The sequence below is a fragment of the Catenulispora pinistramenti genome (assembly GCF_018274385.1).
GTDB classification, from domain to species: domain Bacteria; phylum Actinomycetota; class Actinomycetes; order Streptomycetales; family Catenulisporaceae; genus Catenulispora; species Catenulispora pinistramenti.
In genome coordinates this window covers 17,018-33,959 of the sequence record NZ_JAAFYZ010000101.1, presented here as the reverse complement: position 1 = coordinate 33,959, position 16,942 = coordinate 17,018, and the positions used below count along the sequence as shown (strand labels likewise).

Sequence of the window (16,942 nt, the reverse complement as noted above, 5' to 3'; positions counted from 1 at the left end):
CGCAGCTCACACACCCAACCGCCGCGCGCGGACTTTACCCCCGGACACCGGTGCTGTACCCCCCGGGCTGACGACGCGACCGAGGGGAACGGACCGCACCACCTCACAGGCCGCCGCCGCTGAGACTCACCCGGCCACCCGAGGGAACCGCGCTAGTTTCCCTGAGGTTGCCGAGGCCCGCCGGAGGCCCGGCCCTTCACCATGGGTTTGACCTTGATCCTGCTGTTGATCTTGCCTGTGTCGTTGATCTTGCTCTTGATCTGGCCCTTTGCCCTTGCTCCGACTTGCCGGAGTTGAAGAGGCCTGAGGCGGGGCGGGATCGTGAACACGGGAACCGGCAGCCGACAAACACACCCACCACCCCGAACCCCGAACCGGCACAACTATGACCGAAGGCCGTAAAAAGCTTTGAAACCGACACGCCAACCGCAACCCGGCCCACAAACCCCACCGCCAACGGATCCCGCACGCCGACCGGCACATCGCGAACCGCATCGCGAACAACGCCGCGAAAACTCCCGGGCAAACGTTGCCTGATACAGCACTAGATAAGTAGCGAACACAGAACTGAGGTGCGTGAATCAGGGCTGGATCGGAGCTCTCGGCAGTCTCCGGTCCAGCCAGAAGTACGGACATGCGATCGCCCGGCCGAGCGTGCCCCAGGAGGAAACGCCTCCCGGGCCGCACGTACGGGCACGCGAGCGCGAGATCGTCACGTGTTGACGGCATCGCCCCAGGTAGAGCGCGGATGTAACGCTGGCGTGGGATCGGATCGTCTCACGAAGTGGACACGGTAAGGGTCGCCAGGGCGATCCACCTATAGTCATATCCATGATCGCGAACACGAGCTCCCGCATGCCCGCCGCCGCCATGGCGCCGGGGATGATGTGCTGCCGCTTCGCGTGTCGAATGTGCGGCTGCTGAGTCTTCGACTCCCCTGACCGGTTTTAGCGGCCCCTTTCTTCCCTTGTAAGCCTTCGCGGCGCGCTGTTGTGGCGCGCCCGCCGCACACCCTCGCGGCTCCCTGGAAAGCATCATGATTGAAATAAATAACCTGACAAAGGTTTACTCTGCACGGAACCATCCGGTGACCGCGCTGGACGGCGTGGACCTCTCCGTCGCCGCCGGCGAGGTGTATGGCGTCGTCGGCCGCTCCGGAGCCGGCAAGAGCACGCTGATCCGCTGCGTGAACCTGCTGGAGCGCCCCACCTCCGGCACGGTGTCGGTGGCCGGGCGCGAGCTGACGGCGCTGTCCGGGCGGCAGCTGCGTGCCGAGCGCCGCCGGATCGGCATGGTGTTCCAGCACTTCAACCTGCTGTCCAGCCGGAGTGCGCGGGAAAACGTCGAGCTGCCGCTGGAGATCGGCGGCTCGCTGACCCGCCGCGAGCGCCGGGCCAGGGCCGATGAGCTGCTGGACGTGGTCGGGTTGGCCGACCGGGCCGACGCGCACCCGGCGCAGCTCTCCGGCGGGCAGAAGCAGCGGGTCGGGATCGCGCGGGCGCTGGCCGCCGATCCGCACGTGCTGCTGTCGGACGAGGCGACTTCCGCGCTGGACCCGGAGACCACTCGCAGTGTGCTGAGACTGCTGAAGGAGGTCAACGAGCGGTTGGGGGTCACGGTGCTGCTGATCACGCACGAGATGGACGTGGTCAAGGCGGTGTGCGACAGCGCGGCTCTGATGCGCGATGGCCGGATCGTGGAGTCCGGGACCATCTCGGACCTGCTCACCCGGGAGCGTTCGGAGCTGGCGCGGGAACTGTTCCAGTTGGGGCCGGCGCCGGAGCCTGCGGGGGCCGCAGGAGCAGAGCAGACCACGGTGCTGGACGTCACGTTCCACGGCGACTCCACCGCGCAGCCGCTGATCTCGCAGCTCGCGCGGACGTACTCGGTCGACGTGACCATCCTGGGCGCGGCGATCGAGACGGTGAACGGGCAGACGGTGGGGCGGATGCGGATCGGGCTGCCGGGGCGGTTCGAGGACAACGTCGTGCAGGTCGGGTTCCTGCGCGAGCGGGGGCTCAATGTCGAGACCGTCGCGGTCGGGGCCGCCGCGGACGAGACCGTCGCGCCGGGGACCGCCACGGCCGACTCGCTTCAGGAGGTCGGGTCGTGAGCTGGTCGGACATGCAGCCGCTGCTGTGGCAGGCGAGCTTGGAGACGTTCCAGATGGTCGGCTGGTCGGCGCTGTTCACGGTGCTGATCGGGCTGCCGATCGGGCTGTTGCTGGTCCTCACCGACCGCGGCGCTCTGCTGGCGAACGCGGCGGCGAACAAGGCCCTGGGCACTGTGGTGAACGTCGGGCGCTCGCTGCCGTTCATCATCTTGCTGATCGCCATCACCCCGTTCACCCGCGGGATCGTCGGGACCACGATCGGGGTGGACGCCGCGATCGTGCCGCTGGCCGTCGGGGCCGTGCCGTTCTTCGCCCGGCTGGTGGAGACCGCGGTCCGCGAGGTTGACAGGGGCCTGATCGAGGCCTCGCAGGCGATGGGCGCCTCGCACCTGACCACCGTTCGCAAAGTCCTGCTTCCCGAGTCGCTGCCGGCGCTGGTCGCCGGCCTGACGACGACCGTGATCGCGCTGGTCGGCTATTCGGCGATGGCCGGCGCGATCGGCGGCGGCGGGCTGGGCGACCTGGCCATCCGCTACGGCTACCAACGCTTCGAGAACGGGCTCATGATCGCCACGGTCGTGCTGCTGATCGTCCTCGTCCAGATCGTCCAGCTGCTCGGCGACTTCACCGCCAAGCGCCTGGCCCACCGGTGAGCACCGAGCACTGACCACCGGCCACTCCTGCCTCACACACCCGGAAGAAAGAAGAACTTGTTCATGCGTAACAAGAAGCTCGCCGCGTCCCTGACCGCCCTCGTGGGCGTCCTGGCCGTGGGTCTGTCAGCCTGCTCCTCCTCCAAGTCCTCCGGCTCGGGCTCGTCAGCGGCCGGCGCGGCCAACGGCGTCGACTCGATCACCGTCGCGGCCTCCCCGGTCCCGCACGCGCAGATCCTGGACTACATCCGCGACAACCTGGCGGCCAAGGCCGGGCTGAAGCTGACGGTGAAGGAGTTCACCGACTACGTCCAGCCGAACCTGGCCACCCAGGACGGCGAGGTCGGCGCCAACTACTTCCAGCACAAGCCCTACCTCGACGACTTCAACAAGTCCAAGGGCACGGACCTGGTCCCGGTGGTCGGCGTCCACCTCGAACCGCTGGGCCTGTACTCGCACAAGGCCAAGTCCCTGGACCAGATCAAGGACGGCGCCACCATCGCGGTCCCGAACGACGCCACCAACGAGGGCCGGGCGCTGAAGCTGCTGGCCGACAACAACCTGATCACCCTCAAGCCCGGCGCCGGCACCACCGCCACGGAGAAGGACGTCGCGAGCAACCCCAAGCACCTGAAGTTCAAGCCCCTGGAAGCCGCCGAGCTCCCCCGGGCCCTGGACGACGTGGACGCCGCGGTGATCAACGGCAACTACGCGCTGCAGGCCAAGCTCACCCCGGACAAGGACGCGCTGGCGCTGGAGAAGACGCAGGACAACCCCTACGTCAACCTCCTGGTGGTGAAGAAGGGGCATGAGAACGACCCGGCGGTGAAGAAGCTGGCCGCGCTGCTGACCTCGGACCAGGTGAAGCAGTACATCGAGAAGACGTTCAACGGGTCGGTGATCCCGGCCGGCTGACGTGAGGTTTCCGGCCCGGCCGCAGTCAACGTTCCCGGGCCGGATCTTTTGAGGGCCGACGGCCGATCGCCGCTGGGGACAGGGGCGGTCGGCCGTCGGCCTTTCGCGCGCGTGCGATGATCACCAGATGGGCGTGATCACCCCCGAACTGCGCAATCAGATCGAGATGGAGACGCTCGTCTGCGCCGACGAGGCGAGCGACATCTACGCCTACGCCTGCGGCACCGGCATCGCGGACCTCGATCACGCGCCGCTCGCGGATCCGAACGTGGTCCACGCCGAAGTCGTGCTGGACATGGTCGACCGGGGCTGGGTCGGCGAGTGCGAGCTTCTCTTCACCGATGCGGGGTGGGAGGCGTCGAGGCGTAGGTGGGCGGCTCTGCGCGAGGCTGAAGCGGCTGCCGGCTGATCACTGAGCGCGCGGCCTCACGCTCTGGCGGCCATCGCCACGCCCAGCGTGATCATCGTCAGCGCGATCACGCCGTCCAGCACCCGCCAGGCCTTGGGGCGGGCCAGGACCTTGCCCAGGCGGCCGGCGCCGAAGCCGAGGCCGGAGAACCACAGGATGCTGCCGGTGACGGCGCCGGCGGCGAAGTACCAGTGGGTGGTGCCGTAGCTGCTGCCGACGGTGCCCAGCAGGAGCACGGTGTCCAGGTAGACGTGGGGGTTGAGCCAGGTCAGGGCCAGGCAGGTGAGGACGGCTGTGCGCAGGGAGGTCTCGGCGGTGCCCTCGGCGGCCAGGTGGTCCTTTTGTTTCCAGGCTCGGCGGGCGGCCAGGACGCCGTAGGTCACCAGGAAGGCCGCGCCGATCCAGGCGATCACGGTCACCGCGGTCGGCATCGAGCGGACCAGCGCCCCGAGGCCCCCGACGCCGGCGGCGATCAGGACCGCGTCGGAGGCGCCGCAGATCGCGACGATCGGGCCGACGTGCTCGCGGCGGACGCCCTGGCGCAGGACGTAGGCGTTCTGCGCGCCGATGGCGACGATCAGGGACAGGCCGGTGCCGAGACCGGCCGCGGCGGCCATGAGCGGGGTGGTCATGAGCTCGATGCTAGGAAGGCGTGTGATCCCAAGGCCAGCTAATCTTTCTTGGGTATCATTAGAGATCATGATGACGGACCTGCCCCTGGACCATGTGCGCACGCTCCTGGTCGCGGTGGACGCCGGCACCTTCGAGGCGGCGGCCCGCGTCCTGCACGTCACCCCCTCGGCGGTCAGCCAGCGGATCAAGGCGCTGGAGCAGCGCACCGGCCGGGTGCTGCTGGTGCGCTCCAAGCCGTTGCGGCCGACCGAGTCCGGCGTCGCCGTGGTGCGGTTCGCGCGGCAGCTGGCGTGGCTGGAGGACAACGCGCGCGCCGAGTTGGGACTGACCGGCGCGGCGGGCACGGCCGGTGGGATCGGCGGGGCCGATGGGGTCGAGACGGGCTCGGAAGGCGGCGGGGGCGAGCGCCGCCGGACCTGGCAGACCCTGTCGATCGCCGTGAACTCCGACTCGCTGAGTACCTGGTTCCCCGAGGTCACGGCCCGATTCGGCGCCGAATCAGCGGTCTGCTTCGACCTGCACCGCGAGGACCAGGACCACACCGACGAGCTGCTGCGCTCCGGGCTCGTCATGGCGGCCATCTCCTCCTCGCCGAAGCCGGTCCAGGGCTGTGCGGTCCGTCCGCTGGGCCACATGCGCTACCGGGCCGTCGCCACCCACGGCTTCGTCCGGCGCTGGCTGCCGGACGGAGTCGCCGCGACCGAGTTGGCCGCCGCGCTGTCCGTCGCCCCGATCATCATCTTCAACCGCAAGGACGACCTTCAGGACTCCTTCCTGCGCGGCCTCGGCGCTCCGGCCAGCGGGCCGCGCCACTATCTCCCGGCGACCGACGCCTTCCTGTACGCGGTGGAGTCCGGCCTCGGCTGGGGCCTGATCCCGGACGTCCAGAGGAAGCAGTTCGGGCAGGTGGAGCTGGTCGAGTTGGCGCCGGGCCGGACGGTGGACGTGCCGTTGTACTGGCAGCAGTGGAAGCTCGCGCCGCCGATGTTGACCGAGGTCGGGGCGGTCGCGGCCGAGATCGCCGCCCGCCGGCTGCCGTGAACCGATGGTGGTGAACCGACTCCTGGAATCCGCCGAGTCGGCCTGACACGGCAGAGGCCAGCCGGCCCCGCATCAGATCCCGAACCGCACCGCCAGCCCGTCCAGCAAAGCCTCGATCCCTTGATCGAACTCGGCCGCCGCGTCCGCCGGCGCCAGCCCGTCCTGCACCACCCGCGCGAAGCGCGGGTAGCGTCCGCTGCGCAGTAACCACTGCATGTTGGAGCGCAGCAGGATCCTGATATCGCCGTCGAACCCGAAGCCGCGCCGCTCCAGCATCATCCGCTGGTACACCTCGCCGTCGGAGGCGCCGCGTGCGTAGGAGTCCAGGGCCCGGATCAGCTGCATCTTCTGGTCGCCGGTCAGCGGTAGCGGCTCCAGCGCGCCGAGCATGCGCTCCACCACCAGGTTGCGGCTCGGCGTCAGGGTGGTCGGTACATGTGCCTGGGCCGCGGACAGCCACGGGTGCGCCAGCGCCGTCTCGCGGCGCCGCACGGCCACCTCGCCGAACACCGCGCGCCAGTCCCCCGGGTCGGCGACCAGGGCGGCGGAGTCGATGACCGCGTCGGTCATCAGCTCCAGTAGTTCGTCCTTGCTGTCGACGTAGCGGTAGAGCGCCATGGTCGCCACGCCGAGCCGGTCGGCCAGCTTGCGCATCGACACGGCCTCCAGCCCCTCGGCGTCGGCCAGGGCCACGGCGGCCTCGGCGATGCCCGCGTGGGTCAGGGTGGTGCGGCCGCCGCGCGGGGTGTCCAGACGTTCCCAGATGCTCGGCTGGACGGCACCGCCCTGCTCCCCGTCCTGCTCCCCGGGACCGCACGCGTTCTTGGTGTTCGCCATGGGCGGAAGTCTCCTCGTCGTCGCGTCTTGTGTACATCGTACGCCAAGATGTACGGTGTACGCACTGGAGCGTACACCGTACACATCCAGCGCCACGTCACCCATTCCCTGGAAGGGGATCGCCATGACCGCCAACGCGACACCGGGCACGCCGGAGGGCACGCGGGAGCCCCTGCACGTCGCCGTCATCATCGGCAGCACCCGAGACGGCCGCTTCGGCCCGACCGTCGCCGACTGGTTCGTGGCCCGGGCCGCCCAGAGCCACCCCGAGTTCGACCTGGACGTCATCGACCTGGCCGAGGCCGACCTGCCGCTGACCATGACCGGCTTCGGGCAGCCGCGGCCGCCCGCGGTGGCCGATCTGGCCCCGCGCCTGACCGCCGCGGACGCCTTCGTCGTCGTCACTCCGGAGTACAACCACAGCTTCCCGGCGGTGCTGAAGAACGCGATCGACTGGTACCACGGCGAGTGGAGCCGCAAGCCGGTCGCGTTCGTCTCCTACGGCGGCGTCTCCGGCGGGCTGCGCGCGGTCCAGCAGCTGCGGCACGTCTTCATCGAGCTGTCGGCGGTGCCGATCCGCGACACGGTCAGCTTCCACGAGTACTGGCACCAGTTCGCCGAGGACAAGTCCTGGCCGCTGCCCTCCGAAGCCCGCGACACCGCCGTGCGCTCCCTGCTCGACCAGCTCGCCTGGGCCGGGGAGACGCTGCGCGCGGGCCGGCGGGAGACCGTCGCGGCCTGAGAATCTTGCCCTCGGCGCAAAAAACTGATTGCGCTGAGCGCAAGTCCGGGGGAAGGTGGAGCCGTGTCGGAAGACGAGTACGAAGCGGGCTCGCTGCGCGAACGCAAGCGGCTGGAGACCCGGAACAGCATCAGCCAGGCGGCCTTGCAGCTGACCCTGGAGCACGACGGGCTCCAGCACGTCACCCCGGACGAGATCGCCGAGCGCGCCGGGGTCTCCCCCCGCACGTTCCACAACTACTTCCACAGCCGGGAGGCCGCGCTCGGCGCGCTGCCCGGCGATCGGGCCCGGCGGGTGGCGCTGGCGTTCAGCGGCCGGCCGGCCGAGGAGCCTTTCGCCGACGCGCTCGCCGAAGCGGTCGTCGCGGAGTACACGCTCGGCGGCCAGGAGCCGGACAAGGCGAACGTCCACAAACTCCGGGCGATCATGGCCGACGGCGGCTACAGCAAAGAGGCGCTGCGCAAGGTCATGGCCGAGGAGGGGGCCCGACCGCACTTCCTGGAATCGATGCGGCAGCTCGAGGAGCAGCTGATCCCGGTGATCGGCGAGCGGCTGGGACTGGATCCGAACGAGGATCTGCTCCCGCGGATCGTCGCGGCCGCGGTCAACGGCGCGGTGCGGGTGGCGACCAGATATTGGCTGCGCGACGACGTCGACGCCCCTTACACTGCCCTGCTGCGCCAAGCGGTCCGGACCGCCGCGGCGCTCGCCGACCAGCCGCCGTTCCCGTTCCCGGACCAACCCCGGCGCAGGGCCAGTCTATCGGAAAACGAAAACCCCTGATTTCGCATACAGTGCTCGCCCGGTCACGCCGACCGCCACCGCTGTCCGGCACGCCGAGCCAGATGGGACGACCATGCTTATCAAAATCCTGAGACAATACCTGCGACCGTACCGAACACCGATCCTGCTGGTCCTGGCCCTGCAGTTCGTGCAGACCCTGTGCGCGCTGTACCTGCCCACGCTGAACGCCGACATCATCGACAGCGGCGTGGTCAAGGGCGACACCGGCTACGTGCTGCGGACCGGCGCCTTCATGCTGGTGTTCTCGCTGCTGCAGATCGCCTGCTCGATCGGCGCGGTCTACTTCGGGGCGAAGACCGCGACCTCGCTGGGCCGGGACCTGCGGGCCGGGATCTTCGACCGGGTGCAGGCCTTCTCCACCCGCGAGGTGGGCCGGTTCGGCGCGCCCTCGCTGCTCACCCGGACCACCAACGACGTGCTCCAGGTGCAGATGGTGGTCCTGATGACCTTCACCATGGCCGCCGCGGCGCCGGTGATGCTGATCGGCGGCGTGATCCTGGCGCTGCGCCAGGACGTCCCGCTGTCCGGGCTGCTGGTCGCGGTCATCCCGGCGCTGGGCATCGCGATCAGCATCATCATCGCGCGGATGGGCCCGCTGTTCCGGGTCGTGCAGGTGCGCATCGACAAGATCAACGGCGTGATGCGCGAGCAGATCACCGGCATCCGGGTCATCCGCGCCTTCGTCAAGGACGAGCACGAGTACCGCCGCTACGGCGAGGCCAACAACGAACTGCTGGACGTCTCCCTGCGGGTCGGCAAGCTGATGGCGCTGATGTTCCCGATCGTGATGACCATCGTGAACTTCGCCAGCGTCGGGGTGCTGTGGTTCGGCGCGCACCGCATCGACTCCGGCGGGATGCAGATCGGGTCGCTGACGGCGTTCCTGAACTACCTGATGCAGATCCTGATGTCGGTCATGATGACCACCTTCATGTTCATGATGGTGCCGCGCGCCGCGGTCTGCGCCGACCGGATCGGCGAGGTGCTGGAGACCGAGTCCAGCGTCGTCGTGCCGACCACGGCCAAGGTGCCGCTGACCTCGGGCACGCTGGAGCTGCGCGGGGCGAGCTTCAAGTACCCGGGCGCCGAGGACTGCGTGCTGAACGAGGTGTCGCTCACGGCCCTGCCCGGGGAGACCACCGCGATCATCGGCTCCACCGGCGCGGGCAAGACCACACTGCTGAACCTGGTGCCCCGGCTGGCCGACGTCACCGACGGCGCGGTGCTGGTGGACGGCGTGGACGTGCGCGAGCTGGACCCCAAGACGCTGACCCAGTCGGTGGCCATCGTGCCGCAGAAGCCGTACCTGTTCACCGGGACCATCGCCTCCAACCTGCGCTACGGCCGGCCCGACGCCTCCGACGAGGAGTTGTGGGAGGCGCTGGACACCGCGCAGGCCCGGGACTTCGTCGAGCGGATGCCCGAGGGCCTGAACTCGCCGATCGCCCAGGGCGGGACCAACGTCTCCGGCGGTCAGCGGCAGCGGCTGGCGATCGCCCGCGCGCTGGTGCACAAGCCGGAGATCTTCCTGTTCGACGACTCGTTCTCGGCCCTGGACTACAGCACCGACGCCCGGCTGCGGGCCGCGCTGGTGGACCAGACCCGGGAGTCCACGGTGGTCATCGTCGCGCAGCGGGTCTCCACGATCCGCAACGCGGACCGGATCATCGTGCTGGACCTGGGCGTGGTGGTCGGGTCCGGGACGCACAGCGAGCTGATGGAATCCAACCAGACCTACCGCGAGATCGTGCTCTCGCAGCTCACCGAAGAGGAGGCCGCGGCATGAGCACGGGGGATGAGAACCACGCGAACGGCGAGAGCGGCGAGAACCGCGAGAACCGCGAGAACGGCAACCACGAGAACGGCGAGGTCGTGAACGCCGAGCAGAACGGCGCCGCGGCCAACGGCGCGAGCCAGAACGGTGCCGCCCAGAACGGCGCCGCGGCGAACGGCGCAAGCCAGAACGGTGCTGCGGCGAACGGCACGGCTGCGAACGGCGCAAGCCAGAACGGCGCCGGCCAGAACGGCGCGAAGCCGCAGGCTCCCGGATCCGCGGACCCGGCCTCGGACCGCCTGGAGACCGAGAGCGAAGGCGACGCGCCGCGTCCGCAACAAGGCGGCGCGCTGCGGGGACCGGCGTCCTTCATGTCCGGACCGGCCGCGAAGTCGAAGGACTTCAAGGGCTCCGGCCTGCGGCTGCTGTCCTACCTGCGCCCGGAGCGCCCGCTGCTGATCGTCTCGATGGTGATGGCGGCGATCGGCGTCGGGATGTCGGTCTGGGGGCCGCGGCTGCTGGGCAAGGCCACCGACCAGATCTTCGCCGGCGTCATCGGACGCCAGGCCCGGCCCGGGCCGAACGGGCAGTACCCGACCAAGCAGCAACTGGTCGCGAACCTGCGGGCCACCGGCCACGGCACGCAGGCCGATCTGGTGAACTCCATCAACTTCACCCCCGGGCACGGCATCGACTTCAGCAAGGTCGGCAGCATCCTGATGGTGCTGGCCGGGCTCTACGTCCTGGTGTTCGTCTGCATGATGATCCAGTCCCGGCTGGTCATCGTGGTGGTGAACCGGTGCATGGCGCGGCTGCGCACCGACATCGAGGCCAAGCTGAGCCGGCTGCCGCTGTCCTACTTCGACAAGCAGCCGCGCGGTGAGGTGCTGTCCCGGGCCACCAACGACGTGGACAACCTGGCGCAGTCGCTTCAGCAGTCGCTGGCGCAGATCGTCATGCAGGTCTTCACGCTGCTGGGCGTGATGGTGATGATGGTCTGGACCTCCTGGCTGCTGGCCCTGATCGCGATCGCGATGGTGCCGCTGTCGGTGCTGGTGGCCCAGCGGATCGGCAAGCGGTCCAAGCCGCAGTTCGTCCAGCAGTGGGCGGCCACCGGCCGGCTGAACGCGCACATCGAGGAGATGTACACCGGCCACCAGTTGGTCAAGGCGTTCGGGCGGCAGGAGGAGTCGGCGGCGGAGTTCAAGAAGCAGAACGACGCGCTCAACGACGCCAGCTTCAAGGCCCAGTTCATCTCCGGCCTGATCCAGCCGGCGATGATGTTCCTGGGCAACGTCACCTACGTGCTGGTCGCGGTGGTCGGCGGGCTGCGGGTCTCGGCCGGCGCGCTGTCGCTGGGCAGCGTGCAGGCCTCGATCCAGTACACCCGGCAGTTCATGATGCCGCTGTCGCAGGTCGCGGCGATGGCCAACCTGATGCAGTCCGGGGTGGCCTCGGCCGAGCGGATCTTCCAGATCCTGGACGCCGAGGAGATGTCCGCCGAGCCGGAGCAGCCGGTGGAGCTGGAGCGGGTCGCCGGCCGGGTGGAGTTCCAGGACGTGAACTTCAGCTACTCCGCGGACCGGCCGCTGATCGAGGACCTGTCGCTGGCCGTGCAGCCGGGCCAGACCGTGGCCATCGTCGGCCCGACCGGCGCCGGCAAGACCACGCTGGTCAACCTCCTGATGCGGTTCTACGAGGTGGACTCCGGCGCGATCCTGCTGGACGGCGTCGACACCGCCAAGATGACCCGGGAGTACCTGCGGGCCCAGACCGGCATGGTGCTGCAGGACGCGTGGCTGTTCGGCGGGACCATCGCCGACAACATCGCCTACGGCACCGACGGCGCCTCGATCGAGCGGATCCAGGCCGCGGCGGCGGCCACGCACGTGGACCACTTCGTGCGCACGCTGCCGGACGGCTTCGACACCGTCATCGACGAGGAGGGCTCGAACCTGTCGGCCGGGGAGAAGCAGCTGGTCACGATCGCCCGGGCGTTCCTGGCCGAGCCGGCGATCCTGATCCTGGACGAGGCCACGTCCTCGGTCGACACCCGGACCGAGGTGCTGATCCAGCGGGCGATGAACAAGCTGCGGGAGGGGCGGACCTCGTTCGTCATCGCGCACCGGCTGTCCACGATCCGCGACGCCGACATGATCCTGGTCATGGAGAACGGCCGGATCGTGGAGAAGGGGACGCACACGCAGTTGCTGGACGCCGACGGCGCCTACTCGCGGCTGTACGCGGCGCAGTTCGCCCAGGCTCTGGCCGAGGTGGACTGAGGCAGGGTTCTGAGGCGGGGTTCTGAGACAGGGCTCTGCGTCACCAAGGCTGAACCGGCCGACTCCGAGGGGGGAGTCGGCCGGTTCGTTGTCCGCCGGCCCCCGGCTGGCCCGGCTTCCTCATCGGCGGCGGTTCGTCGCGTGCGGCCCCACAGATCGCGTTGTTAAGCTCCGAAGATGGTCTACGAGCATGCGGCAGAACGTTTCCTTAAGGCCCTGGACGCGACGCTCGCGCCGGACATGGTGCGCGGTGTCTACGTCGTCGGGTCGGCCGCGCTCGGCGGCTGGCAGCCGGGGCGCAGCGATCTGGACGTGCTCGTGGTGATCGACCGGCCGATGACCGAAACGGATCTGGCGATGGTCGGCGAGATGCACACGCTGCTGGAGTCCACGCGCGCCGACGACGATCCGCATTCGGACGGGCACTACGTCACCCCGAATCTGCTCGGTGCGCGCACTGAGACGACGGTGCCGTTCTCAGTGGACGGGGTGTTCAAGGCCGCCGGCGGCACGACCGATCCGGTGCTGTGGGCGACCCTGGACCGGCACGGCGTCACGCTGCACGGGCCGACGGCCTCGGGGCTCAAGGTGGCGCCGGATGCGGCCTGGCTGCGGGAGTGGAACCACGGGAATCTGGAGTCCTACTGGCGTGCCCACACCAACTATCGGGCGCAGCTCTCCTCACGGGATCCCGCCTCGCTGATCGACCCGTACCTGTTGGCGTGGGAGGTGACCGGGCCGGGGCGGCTGCACGCGACGATCGCGACCGGCGAGATCATCTCGAAGGAGGCCTCGGCCGACTACACGGCCGGGCTGTTCCCGGAGTACGCGGATCTGTGCGCCAAGGCGAAGGCGTACCGGTCCGGCGATGCGACGGTGACGTGTACGGCCGCTGAGGCGCTGCGGGCGATCGATCTGGTGGAGGCGGTGTGCGACTCGGCAAAGGAGTTGCCATGACCTCGTGACTTCCCGGCTACCTGCGAGTAGCTTTACCGACCGGTAACACGCGCGTGTGACCCAGCTCACCGAAGCCGCTCACCCCACCGGTCCCAAGGGAGTCAGCATGCGTCAACGCCAACACCGCTCCGCCGGCGCCGCCCGCCCGGCCCGTGCCCGTCCTCGAACCCGCACGCGAACCAGCGCCAACACCAGTACCAGCACCCGGACTCGCACGCGAACCCGCACCGCCCTCGCCATCCGCGCCGTGTCCGCTCTGTTGCTGGCCGCGCCGTTCCTGGCGCTGACCGCCCCGGCGCAGGCCGCCACCTCGTCGGGGATCAACGACTTCTCGTGCCGGCCCAGCGCCGACCACCCGCGCCCGGTGGTGCTGGTGCACGGGACGTTCGGTAACGCCAGCGACAACTGGATCGTCGGCGCGCCGTACATAGCGGCCCGCGGCTACTGCGTCTTCGAGCTCGACTACGGCCAGGAACCCGGCATCCCGCTGTTCCACGGCCTGGCGCCGGTCGCGCAGTCGGCGCAGCAGCTGTCGGACTATGTCGACCAGGTACTGGCCGCCACCGGCGCCTCGCAGGTCGACATCGTCGGGCACAGCCAGGGCGGGATGATGCCCCGCTACTACCTGAAGTTCCTCGGCGGCGCGGCCAAGGTGCACACGCTGGTCGGGCTGGCGCCGTCCAACCACGGCACGAACCTGGACGGCATCGAGACCCTGGCCGCCGACTACTACCCGGGCGCGATCGGGCTGATCGGCACCGCGTGCCCGGCGTGCACCGACCAGATCGTCGGCTCGCCGCTGATGCAGCAGCTGAACGCGGGCGGCGACACCGTGCCCGGGGTGCAGTACACGGTGATCTCGACGAAGTACGACGAGGTCGTGACGCCGTGGCAGACGCAGTTCCTGAACGGGCCGAACGTGCACAACGTGCTGTTGCAGGACCTGTGCGCCACGGACATCTCCGAGCACGTCGCCATCGGGACCACGGACAAGATCGCGCTGCACGAGGCGGTCGACGCCCTGGATCCGGCGCAGGCTACTCCGACGACTTGTCTGTCAGCCTTCTCATAGGCTGACCGGCCCGAAGACGCCGGCGGTGCCGCGGTTCTCGTTGACGCGGCACCGCCCGGGATCGCATCATCGATCATGACCGACACCACCGGCATGACCGAGCTCACCGGCGACTGCTTCAGCTGTCAGAACGATCTCCACTTGGCGGAGCTGCCGCCGCGCGAACGCGTCGCCGCTGACGAGCATTGGCGGGTGGCGCACGCGATCGGCACGTCGGTGCCGGGCTGGCTGGTGCTGTTGCCGCGGCGGCACGTCACGGCCATCGCGGAGTTGAGCGATGCCGAGGCCGCGGGGCTCGGGACGTGGCAGGTCCGGCTTTCGCGGGCCCTGCATGCGGTTGTCGGGTGCGAAAAGACCTATGTGGCACAGTTCGCCGAAGCCGCGGGATTCGGGCACGTCCACTTCCACATCATTCCGAGAATGGCCGACCTGCCGGAAGACAGTCGAGGGCCGCGGATGTTCCAGCAGTTGGGGCGCGAAGCGCACGAGGCCGTGCCCGATCGGCGCATGGACGAGATCGCGGTGGCGCTTCAGAGAGAGTTGGCCGGCGAGTCAGTGAGCTGACAAGCCGGCATCTCAGGTCGCGGCCGGAGCCGAAGCAGCGCCAGGCCGCGCCCCCGGATCGGGGACGCGGCCTGGCGAACGAGGCGCTTCAGAAGCGCTGCGGGGGCTGTGGGGGGCTGTCAGCTGACGCACCCGGGAACCGGGGAGGGGCTGCCGACACAGTTGGTGGGGGTGTTGGCCGTCACGGAGCTGGTGTTGAGCGTCGCGGTGCCGGTGTCGAAGTAGATCCCGCCGGGATCGGCGGTGGCCGCGTTGGCGGTCACGGAGCTGCTGGTGATCGTGAGCGCGCCGGCGACGCTGGCGATGCCGGCGCCCTGGTCGGCGGTGTTGCTCCCGATCGTGCTGCTGGTGAACGTCGCCGCGGCGGCCGCTCCGGTGCTGTAGACGGCGCCGCCCAGACCGCCGGCGGCGTTGCCGGACAAGTGGCTGCCGGTGAGGGTGACCGCGCCGAAGTTGAGGATGGCGCCGCCGTCGTCGTTCAGGGCGGAGGTGGCGTCGCCGCCGCTGAGGGTGACCGCGTCCAGGGTGAGGCCTCCGGTCGAGGCGACCTGGACGATGCGGAAGGCGGGGGCGGTCGAGGCCCGGGTGATGACGTTGGCGTTGCCCGAGAAGGTGATCGGCGTGGTGATGATCGGCAGCCCGTCGGGGCCGTTCAGCAGGTCGTTGCCGTTGCTGCCGGTCAGCGTGTAGGTGCAGCCCGGGGTGAGGGTCACCGTGCCGCCGCCGGCGGCGTTCGCCGCGTTGACCGCGGCGACGAGCGCCGTCTGGTTGCACGCGACCGATGAGGGCCGGACCTGTGCCGAGGCGGGGGCGAGGAAGAGGGAGGTGGTGCCGAGGGCGAGTGCTGCTGACCCGCCGAGTGCGTACAGTGCGCGTTTAGTGCGCATGAGAACTTTCCTGGAACCAAGACCGATGGTGGTCGGGCAGAACGCTCGACCGTCCCGCGGAGGCGGTCATCGGCGGCTAATTAACAGCCTTATTCACACCATACCCGAATCATCGGGCACTGATTACCAATTAAGGCATGCGCGGTCGCCTCTTGTCATCACAGGGTCGCTGAAGAACCACGAGGGCCCGATGGTGCGGTATCGGTTTCGGGTTTCGATTCATGGAGAAATCACCAGACTCCGGACCCGGTCATCCAACCCCACCCGCTGGCGGCACCGCCATCCCACCGGACCCCCGGTCGATGAACCGAGTCGCCAACACCACCGACCGCGGCGCGGCATCGTCGCCGTCGATCCGCCCGAACAGCAGTTGCGCGGCGGTGCGGCCCAGGGCGGCGGGGTCCTGGCTCACTACCGATATCGGCGGATCCAGTTTGTCCGCCAGGACGAAGTCGTCGAAGCCGACCAGGGCGAAGCGGCGGGAGGCCCCGGCTTCGACCGCGCCGAGGGTGACCAGGTCGTTGCCGCTGAAGAAGGCGGTGGGCGGGTTGGGGCCGGCCATCATGTCGGCGACCGCGGCGGCTGCTTCGCGGTGGCCGCGCAGGCCGTGGCGGATCAGGAGCGAGTCGACCTCCAGGCCCGCCGCGGTCATGGCCTCGGTGTAGCCGACGAAGCGTTCGTGCTGGGTCCAGATCTCCTGGCGGTCGCCGAGGTAGGCGATGCGGGTGTGGCCGTGGTTCAGCAGGTGGCGGATCGCGGTCGCGGTGCCCGCTCTGTTGTCCACGGCGATGCAGTCCACGTCCAGGCCGGTGGCGGGGCGGTCGACGCAGACCACCTTCACGCCGCGGGCCATCTGCGCGCGGAAGAAGGCCCGGTTGCCGCCGGTGGGGACCAGGACCAGGCCGTCCACTTGGCGGGCGCTGAACGCCGAGACCACGTCGCGTTCCCGGCGGGGGTCGTCGTTGGTGCTGCCGACCAGGACCAGGAAACCGCGGCGGTAGGCCTCGTCCTCGACCGAGCGGGCCAGTGCCGAGAAGAAGGGGTTGGCCAGATCGTCGACGACCAGGCCGATGGTGCGCGAGTCCTGGGCCTTGCGCCGCAGGTTCCGGGCGATGTCGTTCCGCTGGTATCCCAGTGCCCTGATCGCCTCCTCGACCCGGGCCGCGGTCTGCGGGGCCACCCCGGCCTCGCCGGCCACCACGCGCGAGACCGTCATCAGTGACACGCCCGCCGTTTTGGCCACATCTTTCATGGTGGGC

General features: G+C 69.5%; 16 protein-coding genes. 12 read left to right on the top strand and 4 right to left on the bottom strand.

Annotation, left to right across the window (positions count from 1 at the left end):
* Window positions 1-1,036 precede the first annotated feature (1,036 nt).
* From KGQ19_RS26425 to KGQ19_RS26410, 4 genes are all read left to right on the top strand, one after another.
* Window positions 1,037-2,113, top strand: a complete 1,077-nt coding sequence (locus KGQ19_RS26425; protein ID WP_368862167.1) for a methionine ABC transporter ATP-binding protein — start codon at window positions 1,037-1,039, stop codon at window positions 2,111-2,113.
* Window positions 2,110-2,766, top strand: a complete 657-nt coding sequence (locus tag KGQ19_RS26420) for a methionine ABC transporter permease (protein WP_194895693.1) — start codon at window positions 2,110-2,112, stop codon at window positions 2,764-2,766. Before KGQ19_RS26425 ends, KGQ19_RS26420 begins: the two co-directional genes overlap by 4 nt.
* 63 nt (window positions 2,767-2,829) lie before the next feature.
* A complete protein-coding gene (locus tag KGQ19_RS26415; protein ID WP_212013075.1) occupies window positions 2,830-3,681 on the top strand; it encodes a MetQ/NlpA family ABC transporter substrate-binding protein in 852 nt (283 codons plus the stop codon).
* Between the two features lie 127 nt (window positions 3,682-3,808).
* A complete protein-coding gene (locus KGQ19_RS26410) occupies window positions 3,809-4,090 on the top strand; it encodes a hypothetical protein (RefSeq protein ID WP_212013074.1) in 282 nt (93 codons plus the stop codon).
* 17 nt (window positions 4,091-4,107) lie between these two features.
* Here the strand turns inward: KGQ19_RS26410 and KGQ19_RS26405 are convergent, their stop codons facing one another.
* The gene (locus tag KGQ19_RS26405; protein ID WP_230419478.1) at window positions 4,108-4,722 is read right to left on the bottom strand and encodes a LysE/ArgO family amino acid transporter; all 615 of its coding nucleotides are present in this window, start codon (window positions 4,720-4,722) and stop codon (window positions 4,108-4,110) included.
* Window positions 4,723-4,789: 67 nt separating this feature from the next.
* Here KGQ19_RS26405 and KGQ19_RS26400 point away from each other — a divergent pair, with 67 nt between their 5' ends.
* Window positions 4,790-5,764 carry a LysR family transcriptional regulator ArgP gene (locus tag KGQ19_RS26400; RefSeq protein WP_230419477.1) on the top strand — a complete coding sequence of 325 codons (975 nt, stop codon included), beginning with the start codon at window positions 4,790-4,792 and terminating at the stop codon, window positions 5,762-5,764.
* 72 nt (window positions 5,765-5,836) lie between these two features.
* On the opposite strand, the gene KGQ19_RS26395 is transcribed toward KGQ19_RS26400, so the two are convergent.
* A complete protein-coding gene (locus tag KGQ19_RS26395) occupies window positions 5,837-6,601 on the bottom strand; it encodes a TetR/AcrR family transcriptional regulator (RefSeq protein ID WP_212013070.1) in 765 nt (254 codons plus the stop codon).
* 124 nt (window positions 6,602-6,725) lie between these two features.
* Here KGQ19_RS26395 and KGQ19_RS26390 point away from each other — a divergent pair, with 124 nt between their 5' ends.
* The 7 genes from KGQ19_RS26390 (at window position 6,726) to KGQ19_RS26360 (ending at window position 14,796) form a co-directional block, all read left to right on the top strand.
* The gene (locus tag KGQ19_RS26390; protein WP_212013063.1) at window positions 6,726-7,343 is read left to right on the top strand and encodes an NADPH-dependent FMN reductase; all 618 of its coding nucleotides are present in this window, start codon (window positions 6,726-6,728) and stop codon (window positions 7,341-7,343) included.
* A 63-nt stretch (window positions 7,344-7,406) separates the two neighbouring features.
* The gene (locus tag KGQ19_RS26385) at window positions 7,407-8,126 is read left to right on the top strand and encodes a TetR/AcrR family transcriptional regulator (RefSeq protein ID WP_212013061.1); all 720 of its coding nucleotides are present in this window, start codon (window positions 7,407-7,409) and stop codon (window positions 8,124-8,126) included.
* 73 nt (window positions 8,127-8,199) lie between these two features.
* Window positions 8,200-9,933, top strand: a complete 1,734-nt coding sequence (locus tag KGQ19_RS26380; RefSeq protein ID WP_212013059.1) for an ABC transporter ATP-binding protein — start codon at window positions 8,200-8,202, stop codon at window positions 9,931-9,933.
* On the top strand, window positions 9,930-12,203 hold the full coding sequence (locus KGQ19_RS26375; protein ID WP_230419476.1) for an ABC transporter ATP-binding protein: 2,274 nt from the start codon (window positions 9,930-9,932) through the stop codon (window positions 12,201-12,203). The genes KGQ19_RS26380 and KGQ19_RS26375 overlap by 4 nt, the downstream gene beginning before the upstream one ends.
* A gap of 177 nt (window positions 12,204-12,380) precedes the next feature.
* Window positions 12,381-13,160, top strand: coding sequence for a nucleotidyltransferase domain-containing protein (locus KGQ19_RS26370; protein ID WP_212013057.1), 780 nt, complete (start codon window positions 12,381-12,383; stop codon window positions 13,158-13,160).
* A 247-nt stretch (window positions 13,161-13,407) separates the two neighbouring features.
* Window positions 13,408-14,232 (top strand): esterase/lipase family protein, encoded by an 825-nt coding sequence (locus KGQ19_RS26365; RefSeq protein ID WP_307856515.1) that lies wholly within the window; start codon window positions 13,408-13,410, stop codon window positions 14,230-14,232.
* A 75-nt stretch (window positions 14,233-14,307) separates the two neighbouring features.
* On the top strand, window positions 14,308-14,796 hold the full coding sequence (locus KGQ19_RS26360; RefSeq protein WP_230419475.1) for an HIT family protein: 489 nt from the start codon (window positions 14,308-14,310) through the stop codon (window positions 14,794-14,796).
* Between the two features lie 119 nt (window positions 14,797-14,915).
* Here KGQ19_RS26360 and KGQ19_RS26355 read toward each other — a convergent pair whose 3' ends face one another.
* Both KGQ19_RS26355 and KGQ19_RS26350 read right to left on the bottom strand, forming a co-directional pair.
* Window positions 14,916-15,683, bottom strand: coding sequence for a hypothetical protein (locus KGQ19_RS26355; RefSeq protein WP_212013052.1), 768 nt, complete (start codon window positions 15,681-15,683; stop codon window positions 14,916-14,918).
* 250 nt (window positions 15,684-15,933) lie between these two features.
* The gene (locus tag KGQ19_RS26350) at window positions 15,934-16,935 is read right to left on the bottom strand and encodes a LacI family DNA-binding transcriptional regulator (protein ID WP_230419482.1); all 1,002 of its coding nucleotides are present in this window, start codon (window positions 16,933-16,935) and stop codon (window positions 15,934-15,936) included.
* Between the last annotated feature and the right edge of the window lie 7 nt (window positions 16,936-16,942).